General features: G+C 65.9%; 12 protein-coding genes. 10 read left to right on the forward strand and 2 right to left on the reverse strand.

Translation table 11 applies throughout. From position 1 onward, the window contains the following. The 6 genes from L0976_RS24310 to L0976_RS24335 all read left to right on the forward strand — a co-directional run. Window positions 1-419: electron transfer flavoprotein subunit alpha/FixB family protein (locus L0976_RS24310; RefSeq protein ID WP_234189542.1), on the forward strand; the 419-nt coding region annotated here is incomplete at its 5' end. 148 nt (window positions 420-567) lie between these two features. After that, window positions 568-1,440, forward strand: a complete 873-nt coding sequence (locus L0976_RS24315; RefSeq protein ID WP_234189544.1) for a 3-hydroxybutyryl-CoA dehydrogenase — start codon at window positions 568-570, stop codon at window positions 1,438-1,440. 138 nt (window positions 1,441-1,578) lie between these two features. After that, a complete protein-coding gene (locus tag L0976_RS24320; protein ID WP_234189545.1) occupies window positions 1,579-2,562 on the forward strand; it encodes a sulfate ABC transporter substrate-binding protein in 984 nt (327 codons plus the stop codon). Between the two features lie 76 nt (window positions 2,563-2,638). Next, window positions 2,639-3,460, forward strand: a complete 822-nt coding sequence (gene cysT, locus L0976_RS24325; RefSeq protein ID WP_119259051.1) for a sulfate ABC transporter permease subunit CysT — start codon at window positions 2,639-2,641, stop codon at window positions 3,458-3,460. 1 nt (window position 3,461) lies between these two features. Continuing rightward, window positions 3,462-4,358 (forward strand): sulfate ABC transporter permease subunit CysW, encoded by an 897-nt coding sequence (gene cysW / locus L0976_RS24330; protein WP_234189547.1) that lies wholly within the window; start codon window positions 3,462-3,464, stop codon window positions 4,356-4,358. Then, on the forward strand, window positions 4,355-5,377 hold the full coding sequence (locus L0976_RS24335; RefSeq protein ID WP_234189549.1) for a sulfate/molybdate ABC transporter ATP-binding protein: 1,023 nt from the start codon (window positions 4,355-4,357) through the stop codon (window positions 5,375-5,377). The genes cysW and L0976_RS24335 overlap by 4 nt, the downstream gene beginning before the upstream one ends. A 4-nt stretch (window positions 5,378-5,381) precedes the next feature. Here the strand turns inward: L0976_RS24335 and L0976_RS24340 are convergent, their stop codons facing one another. After that, entirely contained in the window at window positions 5,382-6,056 is a 675-nt protein-coding gene (locus tag L0976_RS24340) for a TlpA disulfide reductase family protein (protein ID WP_234189551.1), read from the reverse strand. Between the two features lie 36 nt (window positions 6,057-6,092). On the opposite strand from L0976_RS24340, the gene argH reads away from it, so the two are divergent. From argH to L0976_RS24360, 4 genes are all read left to right on the forward strand, one after another. Further along, window positions 6,093-7,496, forward strand: coding sequence for an argininosuccinate lyase (argH, locus tag L0976_RS24345; protein ID WP_234189553.1), 1,404 nt, complete (start codon window positions 6,093-6,095; stop codon window positions 7,494-7,496). A 104-nt stretch (window positions 7,497-7,600) separates the two neighbouring features. Continuing rightward, window positions 7,601-7,786 (forward strand): lipoprotein, encoded by a 186-nt coding sequence (locus L0976_RS24350; protein WP_203316645.1) that lies wholly within the window; start codon window positions 7,601-7,603, stop codon window positions 7,784-7,786. A gap of 118 nt (window positions 7,787-7,904) precedes the next feature. Continuing rightward, window positions 7,905-9,173, forward strand: coding sequence for a diaminopimelate decarboxylase (lysA, locus tag L0976_RS24355; RefSeq protein WP_234189555.1), 1,269 nt, complete (start codon window positions 7,905-7,907; stop codon window positions 9,171-9,173). Window positions 9,174-9,277: 104 nt separating this feature from the next. Further along, window positions 9,278-11,878, forward strand: coding sequence for a TIGR02302 family protein (locus L0976_RS24360; RefSeq protein WP_234189558.1), 2,601 nt, complete (start codon window positions 9,278-9,280; stop codon window positions 11,876-11,878). A 102-nt stretch (window positions 11,879-11,980) separates the two neighbouring features. On the opposite strand, the gene L0976_RS24365 is transcribed toward L0976_RS24360, so the two are convergent. Continuing rightward, on the reverse strand, window positions 11,981-12,340 hold the full coding sequence (locus tag L0976_RS24365; protein WP_234189560.1) for a response regulator: 360 nt from the start codon (window positions 12,338-12,340) through the stop codon (window positions 11,981-11,983). Between the last annotated feature and the right edge of the window lie 37 nt (window positions 12,341-12,377).

Below are 12,377 nucleotides of genomic sequence, written 5' to 3' on the forward strand. Positions count from 1 at the left end.
ACCCGGGCCTCTCCACGCATGTCAAGGACGCGCTGTCCTCGTCCGACCGTCCGGAGCTCACGTCTGCCAGGATCATCATCTCGGGCGGGCGTGCGCTCGGCTCGTCGGAGAAGTTCCAGGAGGTCATCCTTCCGGTTGCCGACAAGCTCGGTGCGGCCGTCGGTGCGTCGCGCGCGGCCGTCGATGCGGGCTATGCGCCGAACGACTGGCAGGTGGGCCAGACGGGCAAGGTGGTTGCCCCGCAGCTCTACATCGCCTGCGGCATCTCGGGCGCCATCCAGCACCTTGCCGGCATGAAGGACTCGAAGGTCATCGTGGCGATCAACAAGGACGAGGAGGCGCCGATCTTCCAGGTCGCAGACTACGGCCTCGTCGGCGATCTCTTCGAAATCCTCCCGGAGCTCGAAAAGGCGCTCTGAGCCGGTTTCATGCCTCCTTTCGCGACGATGATTTCACTGGAAAAATGCGTCGCGGGGCTTTATCACTTCCACCGGGCCGGCTCGACCGGCCCGGTATTTTTTTGCCTGCGCCGAGGGCGCGGACTGAAGTGACGGGGCGATTGGCGCTATGATCAAGAACGTCGGTATTGTGGGTGCGGGCCAGATGGGGTGCGGGATCGCGCATGTCGCGGCCCTTGCCGGCTACAAGGTCCATATCTACGACCTGTCGCCCGAGCGTATCGAGGCAGGGCTTGCCACGATCAACGGCAACCTCGCCCGCCAGGTCTCCTCCGGCAAGATGAGCGACGAGGACCGCAAGAAGGCGCTCGCGCTGATCAAGGGCTCCTCTGATATCAACGACCTTTCCGACGCCGACCTCGTCATCGAGGCGGCGACCGAGGACGAGACCGTCAAGCGCAAGATCTACGGCCAGGTCTGTTCCGTGCTGAAGCCGGAGGCGATCCTCGCCACCAACACGTCCTCGCTGTCGATCACTCGCCTCGCCTCGGCCACCGACCGGCCGGAGCGCTTCATGGGCATCCACTTCATGAACCCGGTGCCGGTGATGAAGCTGGTGGAACTCGTGCGCGGCATCGCGACCGAGGAAGGCACCTTTGCCGCCGCCAAGGAATTCGTCACCAAGCTCGACAAGACGATCACGGTCGCGGAGGATTTCCCGGCCTTCATCGTCAACCGCATCCTGCTGCCGATGATCAACGAGGCGATCTATACGCTTTATGAGGGCGTCGGCTCGGTCGAGGCCATCGACACGGCCATGAAGCTCGGTGCGAACCATCCGATGGGGCCTCTGCAGCTTGCCGATTTCATCGGCCTCGATACCTGCCTTTCGATCATGCAGGTGCTGCATGACGGGCTCGCCGATTCCAAGTATCGCCCGTGCCCGCTGCTGGTGAAATATGTCGAGGCCGGCTGGCTCGGCCGCAAGTCCGGCCGCGGCTTCTACGACTATCGCGGCGAGGTTCCGGTCCCGACCCGCTGACGGGCGGAGAATCCGCGAAGCTTCCCTTTCAGGGAAAAATGTTCCGCCTGTCGCCGCGTGCGCGACAGGCCCGTGCCTCGGAGACCGTCCGGCCGCTCGTTATTGTCTGCCCCATTCTCTCGCATCGGGGTTTTTCAGATGAAACGTTTGCTCCTTCTCGGCGTGGCCCTTCTCGGCCTTGCCGCTCCGCTCTCCGCCAACGCCGCCGACAAGCTGCTCAACGCCTCCTATGACGTGGCGCGCGAGCTTTTCGCCGCCGAGAACGAAGCCTTCGTGAAGGCGCATCCGGGCGTCACCATCGACCAGTCGCATGGCGGCACCTCCAAACAGGCGCGCGCTATCGTCGAGGGCCTGGAGGCCGACGTCGTAACCTTCAACCAGGTGACGGACATCGACTTCCTCGTGAAGAACGGCTTCGTCAACGAAGGCTGGCAGAAGGCGTTCCCGAACAACGCTTCGCCCTTCTACTCCTTCCCGTCCTTCCTCGTGCGCGCCGGCAATCCGAAGAACATCAAGGACTGGTCCGACCTTGCCCGTGACGACGTGAAGGTCATCTTCCCGAACCCGAAGACCTCGGGCAATGCGCGCTACACCTATCTCGCCGCCACGGCCTATGCCAAGGAAGCCTTCAACGACGATCCGGCGAAGGTCGAGGAATTCGTCACCAAGATCTTCGACAACGTGCCGGTCTTCGACACGGGCGGCCGCGCGGCGACGACGACCTTCGTCGAACGCGAGATCGGCGACGTCATCATCACCTTCGAGGCCGAGACCAAGTCGATCGCCAAGCAGTATGGCGAGGACAAGTTCGAAAGCGTCGTGCCCTCCGTCTCGCTGCTCGCCGAATTCCCGGTCGCGGTGGTCGACAAGGTGGCCGAGGCCCATGGCAGCCGGGATCTGGCAAAATCCTATCTCGACTTCCTCTATGCGCCGGAGGGACAGAAGATCGCCGCCGAATTCGGCCACCGCGTCCTTGACGAGAAGGTCGCCGCCGAGTTCAAGGACCAGTTTCCGGACATCCGCCTCGTCAATGTCGACGACGTCTTCGGCGGCTGGGACAAGGTCTCGAAGGAGCATTTCTCCGAAGGCGGCACGCTGGACAAGATCTACGGCAGCCGCTGACCCTTCCCTCTTCGTTCTTCAAGGCAGCCGGCGGGCGCAAAACCCGCCGGTTGTGGTATGAGAAAGGAACGTCCGTTTGAAACGGCGTGTACTGCCCGGCCTGCCGCTCGCGCTCGGCATCACCCTCGTCTATGTGGCCATCATCGTGGTGCTGCCGCTGGCCGCGCTCGTCTTCAAGGCGGCGAGCCTTGGGCCTGCGGACTACTGGCGCATCGTCTCCTCCGACCGTGCCCTTGCGAGCTACCGCGTGACGGTGCTCTGCGCGCTGGCGGCGACGGTCTTCAATCTCCTCTTCGGCATGGCGCTCGCCTGGGTGCTGGTGCGCTACCGCTTTCCCGGCCGCCGGCTGGTCGATGCGCTGGTAGACCTGCCCTTCGCGCTGCCGACGGCCGTCGCGGGCATCGCGCTCACCACGCTCTTCGCCACCAACGGCTGGTTCGGCGGCCCGCTCTCCCATCTCGGCATCAAGGTCGCCTATACGCCGCTCGGCATCATCGTCGCCATGAGCTTCACCAGCATCCCCTTCATCGTGCGCACGGTGCAGCCGGTGCTGGAGGAACTCGATCCGGCGCTGGAGGAGGCAGGGCAGACGCTCGGGGCGAGCGATCTTTCCATCTTCGCCAAGGTCATCCTGCCGCTTCTGGCGCCCGCGCTGCTGGCGGGCGTCTCGCTCTCCTTCGCCCGCAGCCTCGGCGAGTTCGGCGCCATCATCTTCATCGCCGGCAACCAGCCGTTCTCGACCGAGATCACCGCGCTCCTCGCCTTCATCCGGCTGGAGGAATACGATTATCCTGCCTCGGCCGCCATTGCCTCCGTCATGCTGCTGACGGCCTTCGTCATGCTGGCGATCACCAATCTCATGCAGGCCCGCGCCCTGCGCTACACGGTGAGGGGCTGACATGGCATATCATGCAAAGGGCAAGCCGCCGCGTGTCGGCGACAATCCCCTCTTCCGCCGCGTCCTGCTGACGGTGGTTCTCCTGCTTGTGGCGCTGATGATCATCGCGCCGCTCGTCGTCATCGCCGTCGAGGCCTTTTCGCGCGGGATCGACTATTTCGCGAAGTCCATCGCCGATCCCGACACGCGGCATGCCATCCTGCTGACGGTCGTCACGGCGCTCATCGCCGTGCCGATCAACACGGCCTTCGGGGTCGCGGCCGCCTGGGCCATCACCAAGCACGACTTTCCCGGCAAGCGGCTGCTCACGGTCGTCATCGAGATTCCCTTCTCGGTCTCGCCCATCGTCGCCGGCGTTTCCTATCTCTTCGTCTTCGGCTTGCAGGGCCTTTTCGGCCATGCGCTGGAGGCGGCGGGGATCAAGATCCTCTTCGCACTGCCCGGCATCGTGCTCGCCAGCATGTTCGTGACCGCGCCCTTCGTGGCGCGCGAGCTGATCCCGCTCATGCAGGCGCAGGGTCGCGATCTCGAAGAGGCGGCGACGTCGCTCGGGGCGAGCGGCTGGCGGACCTTCTTCTCCGTCACCCTGCCCAATATCAAATGGGCGATGCTCTACGGCGTGGTGCTCTGCAATTCGCGCGTCATGGGCGAGTTCGGCGCCGTCTCGGTCGTCTCGGGCAATATCCGCGGCCAGACCAACACGCTCCCGCTTCACATCGAGCTGCTCTATCACGACTATAACGCGGCCGGCTCGTTCGCCGCCGCATCCATCCTTGCCGGCCTTGCCATCGTCACGCTCCTTGCCAAGGTGGCGCTGGAGCGGCAGGGCGCGGGCCGCGTGCAGCGCCCGTCCGCGCTTGCGGGCGCAGACAGCATCACTCCGGAGGTCAAGCCTTGAAGATCCGTCTCGATAATGTGGTCAAGGAGTTTCAGACCTTCCGCGCCGTGCACGGCGTCTCGCTCGATATCGAGAGCGGCGAGCTGGTCGCGCTGCTCGGCCCCTCGGGCTCCGGCAAGACGACGATCCTGCGCATGGTCGCGGGTCTCGAATATGCCGATGCCGGGGCGATCTATTTCGGCGAGGAGAATGCGACGGACATTCCGGTGCGCGAGCGCGGCGTCGGCTTCGTCTTCCAGCACTATGCACTCTTCCCGCACATGACGGTCGGCGAGAACATCGCCTTCGGCATGAAGGTCTCCAGGGTGAAGCGCACGCCGCAGGCGATCGAGGCGCGTGTCAGGGAACTGCTCGACCTCGTGCAGCTCGGCGGGCTGAAGGACCGCTTCCCCGGCCAGATCTCCGGCGGCCAGCGCCAGCGCGTGGCGCTTGCCCGGGCGCTCGCCGTCGATCCGCGCGTGCTGCTGCTCGACGAGCCCTTCGGGGCGCTCGACGCGAATGTGCGGCGGGACCTGCGCCGCTGGCTGCGCAAGATCCACGACGAGCTCGGCATCACCACGCTTTTCGTGACGCACGACCAGGAAGAGGCGCTCGACCTTGCCGACCGCGTCGTCATCCTCAACAAGGGCCGGATCGTGCAGGAGGGGACGCCCGAAGCCGTCTGCCGCAACCCGGCCGATGCCTTCGTGATGAATTTTCTGGGCGATGCCAACCGGCTCGACGCGGATATCCGCGGCGGCAGGGCCTATGTCGAGGACGTCGCCTTCGAGGCCGAGGGCGTCGCCGATGGCGGCGGGCAGGTCCTGTTCCGCCCGGCCGACGTCACCTGGCGCGAGGACGGAGAGGGCATCGCGGCGAAGATCGTCCGCGTCATCGACCGGCCGGATTCGCGCCGCGTTCTGGCGGTGACCGGCAGCGGGCAGGCGGTGGAATTCGACACCGCGCCGGAATTCCCGCACCGCAAGGGCGAGGCGGGGTTCATAGAGATCCGCCGGCCGCGGGTCTATGCGGCGGCATGATATCTCAACTCTTCGGCGCCGCCAGCGCGGCGTTGATCAGGACCTTGGCGTCCTCGCCGTCCCAGGCGGCGGGGCCGTTCATCGCCGATACCAGGCAGCCCTTGTCGTCCATCAGCAGCGTGACGGGCAGGCCGAAGGCGAGGCCTTCCTTCTTCAGCGTGTTGAAGACGCCCATCGAGGCATCGCGGTAATAGGCGAGGTCGTGCACCTTCGTCTCGTCGAGGAAGGCCTTGGGCTTCTCGTCGTTTCCAGTGTCGATGTTGATCGCCACCACCTCGAACCTGTCGCTGCCGAGATCCTTTTCGAGCGCGTTGAGCGCCGGCATTTCCTCGCGGCAGGGCACGCACCAGGTCGCCCAGAGATTGACCAGCAGCGTCTTGCCCGCAAAATCCGCGATGGTCTTCTTCTTGCCGTCCGGGCCGTCGAAGACGAGGTCGGGGAGCGGGCGATGCTCGTCGACCGTGCGCATGGCGGCGACCTCACCCTTCGAGAAGGGCGTGATCGCGGCGGCCTTTTCGGCAGCGAGCGCGCACGCGCCAGCATCGGCGGACGCGACCGCGCCATTGCCAGACAGGCTTTCCTTCACGTATATCGCTGCACCACCGGCGAGAAGTCCGGCGAGCCCGGCGATGGCGATGAGCTTTCCTGTGGGCAGGCCGAGTTTCTTCTTCACTGACATTTCCATTCTCCAGGACTCTTTTCCAGGCAGGCAACCATGGCAGACGGCACTTCCGAGACGAAATCCTCGAACCAGATGTGGGGCGGCCGCTTCGCCTCGGGACCGGATGCGATCATGGAGGAGATAAATGCCTCCATCGGCTTCGACAAGAAGCTTTACGCCCAGGACATCCGCGGCTCAAAGGCGCATGCAGAGATGCTCGCCCATCAGGGCATCATTTCGGCGGACGACAAGGAGAAGATCGTTCACGGTCTCGACACGATCCTGTCAGAGATCGCGGCCGGCACCTTCGCGTTCTCGCGCAAGCTGGAAGACATCCACATGAATGTCGAGGCGCGGCTGGCAACGCTGATCGGTCCCGCCGCCGGGCGCCTGCACACCGCCCGCTCGCGCAACGACCAGGTGGCGCTCGACTTCCGCCTCTGGGTCAAGGAAGAGCTACAGAAGACCGAGAAGATGCTGACGGGCCTCATCGCCGCCTTCCTCGACCGCGCGGAAGAGCACGCCGAGACCGTCATGCCCGGCTTCACCCATCTCCAGACCGCCCAGCCGGTGACCTTCGGCCACCATTGCATGGCCTATGTGGAAATGTTCGGCCGCGACCGCCAGCGCGTGCGCCACGCCATCGAGCATCTCGACGAAAGCCCGATCGGCGCCGCCGCGCTTGCCGGCACCGGCTACAATATCGACCGCCACATGACGGCCAAGGCCCTCGGGTTCCGCGAGCCGACGCGCAATTCCATCGACACGGTCTCGGACCGCGACTTCGCACTGGAGTTCCTCTCCATCGCCGCCATCGCCTCGATGCATCTCTCGCGCCTTGCCGAGGAGATCGTCATCTGGTCGACGCCGCAATTCGGCTTCATCCGCCTGTCGGATGCCTTCTCGACCGGCTCCTCGATCATGCCGCAGAAGAAGAATCCCGACGCGGCCGAGCTGGTGCGCGCCAAGACCGGCCGCATCAACGGTTCGCTGATCGCGCTGCTGACGGTGATGAAAGGCCTGCCGCTCGCCTATTCCAAGGACATGCAGGAAGACAAGGAACAGGTGTTCGACGCCGCCGAGAGCCTGGAGCTGGCGATTGCCGCCATGACCGGCATGGTGCGCGACATGACGATCCGCGCGGACCGGATGAAGGCGGCGGCCGGCTCCGGCTATTCCACCGCGACGGACCTTGCCGACTGGCTGGTGCGCGAGGCGGGCCTGCCCTTCCGCGACGCCCACCATGTCACCGGCCGCGCCGTTGCGCTCGCCGAGAGCAAGGGCTGCGACCTTGCCGAGCTTTCGCTCGAAGACTTGCAGGCGATCCATTCCGCGATAACCGCCGATATCTTCAACGTCCTGACGGTGGAAGCCTCGGTCGCCAGCCGCAAGAGCTATGGCGGCACCGCGCCCTCGGAAGTCCGCCGGCAGATCGCCTGGTGGCGGCAGCGGAACTGATCGGAAGGCTTGCGGGAACCATCGAGAGATTAGGGGTGCACAGGGCGGGCGAATTCGCTAAGGATGATGCCCACCCGATCACCGGCAATTCCAGGGAACGCTTCATGACACGCATCGATATCGGCAGGCTGGCTTTCGTGCTCTGCCTTTCCGCGGCGGTTCTGACCGCTTGTGGCCGCAAGGGCGATCTCGACCTGCCGGGCGGCGGGCAGCCGGTCGTGAAGACCATCAAGGGCAAGAAGGTCGAGCAGGTCGAAGACAGGCCCTTCGTCCTCGACCCCCTTCTCTAGAGCATTTGCGCTTTTCTTCGAATCGCGAAAACGCTCTATCCTTTTGTTTTTACGCAATTCCGGACGCAAAACCGCTGCGCACTTTTGCTGGAATTGCTCTAGTTCTACGGATCAGGCAGTGAACCATTTCGAGCATCGCGACGGCATTCTCTACGCGGAGGACGTGCCTGTTCCGGAGATCGCCAAGGCGGTCGGCACGCCCTTCTACGTCTATTCGACGGCCACGCTGGAACGCCATTACAAGGTGTTCTCCAAGGCTTTCGAGGGCGTCGATGCGCTGGTCTGCTACGCCATGAAGGCGAATTCCAACCAGGCGGTGCTGAAGACGCTCGCCCGGCTCGGCGCGGGCATCGACGTGGTCTCCGAGGGGGAACTCCGCCGGGCGCTCGCCGCCGGCGTTCCCGCCTCGCGCATCATGTTCTCCGGCGTCGGCAAGACGCCGCGGGAGATGGACCTTGCGCTGGAGGCCGGCATCTACTGCTTCAACGTGGAGTCCGAGCCGGAACTGGAGGTGCTGAACGCGCGCGCCGTCAAGGCCGGCAAGGTCGCCCACGTCTCCTTCCGCATCAATCCGGATGTCGATGCCCGCACCCATGCCAAGATCTCGACGGGCAAGAAGGAAAACAAGTTCGGCATCTCCTGGGAGCGCGCGCGCGCCGTCTATGCCCGCGCCGCGAGCCTGCCGGGCATCGAGGTCACCGGCATCGACATGCATATCGGCAGCCAGATCACCGAGCTGCAGCCCTTCGACGACGCCTTCCGGCTGCTGCGCGAACTCGTCGAGACGCTGCGCGCCGACGGCCACACCATCGACCACGTCGATGTCGGCGGCGGCCTCGGCATTCCCTACAAGACCGACAATGCGCCGCCGCCGCTGCCGGACGCCTATGCCGAGATCGTCAAGAACCAGCTCAAGGGCCTCGACTGCAAGATCGTCACGGAGCCCGGCCGGCTGATCGTCGGCAATGCCGGCATCCTCGTCACCGAGGTGCTCTATGTGAAGGACGGCGGCGAGAAGACCTTCGTCATCGTCGACGCGGCGATGAACGACCTCATCCGCCCGACGCTCTACGAGGCCTGGCACGAGATCCAGCCCGTCGTCATCTCGGCGGCGAACGCGCCGCGCATCCGCGCCGATGTCGTCGGCCCGGTCTGCGAGACGGGCGACTATCTGGCGCAGGACCGCGAAATGGCGCAGCCGAGGCCCGGCGACCTCATCGCCGTCGGCTCCGCCGGGGCCTATGGCGCGGTGCAGGCGGGCACCTACAACAGCCGCCTGCTGGTGCCGGAAGTGCTGGTCAACGGAGCCGAGTTCCACGTCATCCGCCCGCGGCTTTCCTATGACGACCTGATCGGCCTCGACTCGATTCCGGACTGGCTTGCCTGAGCCGTCAGGCGCGGATGCCGTTCACGATTTCGCGCATGCCCTCGTCTTCGCCACAAAGCATGTTATTTTCGGGTGAGGCGACCCGTGGCGGAGACTGATGGACGATGGCGTTTGAAAGGCAGCGCGAGAGGGAGGCGACCGGCAATCCGCTGGCACGCCGGCTTGCGGGCAAACGCCTTGCGGCCAAGGCCGTTCTCTACCTGGAGGCGCTTGCGCCGCGGCTGCTGCCGGTCCTCCTTCTCGTTGCGACATTCCTTGCGCTGACATGGTTCGGCTATTTCCGCCATGCGCCCTTCTGGCTGCATATCGCGACGCTCGCAGGCTTCGCGATCGGGTTCGTCGTCCTGGTTGCCCGGCTGCGCGGCATCGTGTGGCCGTCGATCGACAGCGCCGACCGCATGCTTGAGGCGCGCAATGCGCTGGCGCACCAGGCGATCCGCGTGCAGGACGACAGGCCGGCCGTCGGCGATGCCTTCGGCGAGGCGCTCTGGCGCGAGCACCAGGCGCGCATGGCCCGCATGATCGGTGCGCTGCGCACCGGCACGCCCGAGCCTGATATCGCCCGCCACGACCGCCATGCGCTGCGCGCCGTGCCGCTGCTTCTCGTCGCGATCGCCTTTGCCTTTTCCTATTCCAACCGCGGCGGCCTGCTGGCCGATGTCGTGGCCTTCCGCATGCCGGCGCAGACCGCACCCGACATGCGCATCGACGCCTGGGTGACGCCGCCGGCGCATACGTCGCGCGCGCCCGTGTTCCTCACCGGCAATGCGCAGGGCGAAGCGTCCGCGGCGGCGGAGGGGGAAATCCGCATTCCCCAGTTCAGCGAGCTGACCGTGCGCGTGACCGGCGGCAGCGGTGATGAAGACGTCAGCTACCAGGCAACCGGCGAGGCCACGGCCACCGCCATTCGCCCCGCCGCGGAAAAACCGAAGGGCGAGAATGCCGGGGGTGTAATGGGCGACGGCAAGGCGGCGAGCGTCAACGGCGCGCGCACCATGCAGTACAAGATCCTCAAGGACGGCACGCTGACGGTCGATGGGCGCGCCTGGACGTTCGCCGTGATCCCCGACCGGGTGCCCGAGATCGCCTTCGACGGCATTCCGAAGAAGACGGTCGCTTCCGCCCTTGAGATCAGCTTCATCGCCAAGGACGACTACGGGCTTCAGGAAGCCCATGCCGAGATCGTGCCGGTCGATCAGCCGAAGGATGCCCGTCCGCTCTATCCACCGCCGGAATACCGGCTCGACCTGCCGCGCCGCGCGGCGCGCGAGGCCAAGGGCACCACGAGCCGCAACCTTTCCGAACACCCGCTCTCCGGCAAGCGCGTGAAGATCACGCTCGTCGCCAAGGATGCGGCGGGGCAGGAGGGGCGCAGCCAGCCGGTGGAGATGGTGCTGCCGGCAAAGACCTTCTTCGAACCGCTTGCCGGCGCCGTTGCCGAGGAGCGGCAGGTTTTCGCGCTCGACGCCAACCAGCTCCCATTCGCCATCGCGCTCAACGAGGCGCTGACGATCCGTCCCGAGGAGACGATCCCGAACCTCACGCATTTCCTGCTGATCCAGTCGGCCGGCGCGCGCATGAAGCTGGCGCGTACGGAAGACCAGATGCGCGAGACGGCGGATTACCTCTGGGAAATCGCGCTCGGCATCGAGGACGGCAACCTGTCGCTTGCCGACCGGCGCCTGCGCGAGGCGCAGAAGGCGCTGTCCGAGGCGCTTGAGCGCAACGCGCCCGAGGAGGAGATTGCCCAGCTCATGAAGGAGCTGCGCGATGCGATGCAGGCCTATATGCAGGAGCTGGCGAAGCAGGCGGCCAAGAACGGCCAGCAGCAGAGCGCCCAGCAGCAGGGCCGCATCCTGCGCCAGCAGGACCTGCAGCGCATGATGGACCAGATCGAGAACCTGGCGCGCTCGGGTGCGCGCGACCAGGCGCAGCAGATGCTGTCCGAATTGCAGCGCATGATGAACAACCTGCAGGCCGGCCGGCCGCAGCAGGGGCAGGGCCAGCAGAACGATGCCATGCGCCAGCAGATGGACAAGCTCGGCGAGCTCATGCAGAAGCAGCAGCAGTTGATGGAGAACACCTTCAAGCTCGACCAGGCGCAGCGCGACCGCATGGAGCGGGGCGACCCGATGCCCGGCGAGGAGGGCGAGCGGCAGCCGGGCGACGACGGCGCCGGCCAGCAGCCGACCGACCAGATGACGGCCGAGCAGCTTCGCGATGCGCTGAAGGCGCTCAAGGAGCAGCAGGATGGTCTCGGCAAAGAGCTCGGCGCGTTGCAGGAAGCCTTGAAGGGCATGGGGCTGGAACCCGGCGAAGGCTTCGGGCAGGCGGGCCGCGAAATGAAGGGCGCCGCAGAAGCGCTCGGTGAAGGCCAGGGCGAATCGGCCGTGGGCGGCCAGGGCCGTGCCCTCGAAGCGTTGCGGCAGGGCGCGCAGAGCATGATGAGCCAGATGCAGGCCATGGGCCAGGGGCAGGGCCAGGGCATGCCGAGGGCCGCCGGCCGCAACGGGCGTGACCCGCTCGGCCGCGAGCCCAGGGACAAAGGCACCGGCGCCATTGACGACGCGTCGAATTCTGTCCCGGAGGAGATCGACATCCAGAGGGCGCGGGACATTCTCGAGGAGATTCGCCGCAGGCTCGGCGCGGGCGCCACGCCAGGCTTCGAGCGGGAATACCTGGAGCGGCTGCTCGGGATCCGCTAGGACGAATCCGGCAGGGATGCATGGCGGTCTGCGCCCCCATTTGCGGAAAACAAGCGATTGGAGCAGTTATGCGGCCGGCAAGCGGGGAAACGCGTTACCCGCTCAGGCGGCCAATGCCTGTGCCACGGCGCGGCGGATGTCCGGCAGGCTGAACGGCTTGCTGACGACGTCGACGATCTTCAAGGAGAGGTCGTCGGCGCGTTCGCGCTGGTCGGCATAGCCGGTCATCAGCAGGATCTTCAGCGCCGGGTGGGCGGCGGAGGCCTTGTGGGCAAGCTCGATGCCGTCCATCACGGGCATGCGTATATCGGAGAGCAGGAGGTCGAAGCCGCCGTCGGTCAGCGCGTCGAGGCCGGCGGCGCCGTCCGGCGCCTCGACCGTCTCGTGGCCGTCCATGCGCAGGGCCCGCGCCACGAAGGTGCGCAGCGAGTCTTCGTCTTCGGTGATCAGAATCTTCGCCATCAATCCCCCTTCGGGCCGCATCATCGGCCCTGGTTCG

It is taken from the genome of Shinella sp. NM-101, assembly GCF_021401195.1.
Lineage (GTDB): Bacteria > Pseudomonadota > Alphaproteobacteria > Rhizobiales > Rhizobiaceae > Shinella.

What these genes read in the sequence shown, in the direction of transcription:
- L0976_RS24340 (WP_234189551.1), bottom strand. Translation starts at nt 6,056, where the DNA reads ATGTCAGTGAAGAAGAAACTCGGCCTGCCCACAGGAAAGCTCATCGCC.
- L0976_RS24320 (WP_234189545.1), top strand. Translation starts at nt 1,579, where the DNA reads ATGAAACGTTTGCTCCTTCTCGGCGTGGCCCTTCTCGGCCTTGCCGCT.
- L0976_RS24365 (WP_234189560.1), bottom strand. Translation starts at nt 12,340, where the DNA reads ATGGCGAAGATTCTGATCACCGAAGACGAAGACTCGCTGCGCACCTTC.
- cysW (WP_234189547.1), top strand. Translation starts at nt 3,462, where the DNA reads ATGGCATATCATGCAAAGGGCAAGCCGCCGCGTGTCGGCGACAATCCC.
- L0976_RS24360 (WP_234189558.1), top strand. Translation starts at nt 9,278, where the DNA reads ATGGCGTTTGAAAGGCAGCGCGAGAGGGAGGCGACCGGCAATCCGCTG.
- L0976_RS24350 (WP_203316645.1), top strand. Translation starts at nt 7,601, where the DNA reads ATGACACGCATCGATATCGGCAGGCTGGCTTTCGTGCTCTGCCTTTCC.
- argH (WP_234189553.1), top strand. Translation starts at nt 6,093, where the DNA reads ATGGCAGACGGCACTTCCGAGACGAAATCCTCGAACCAGATGTGGGGC.
- L0976_RS24315 (WP_234189544.1), top strand. Translation starts at nt 568, where the DNA reads ATGATCAAGAACGTCGGTATTGTGGGTGCGGGCCAGATGGGGTGCGGG.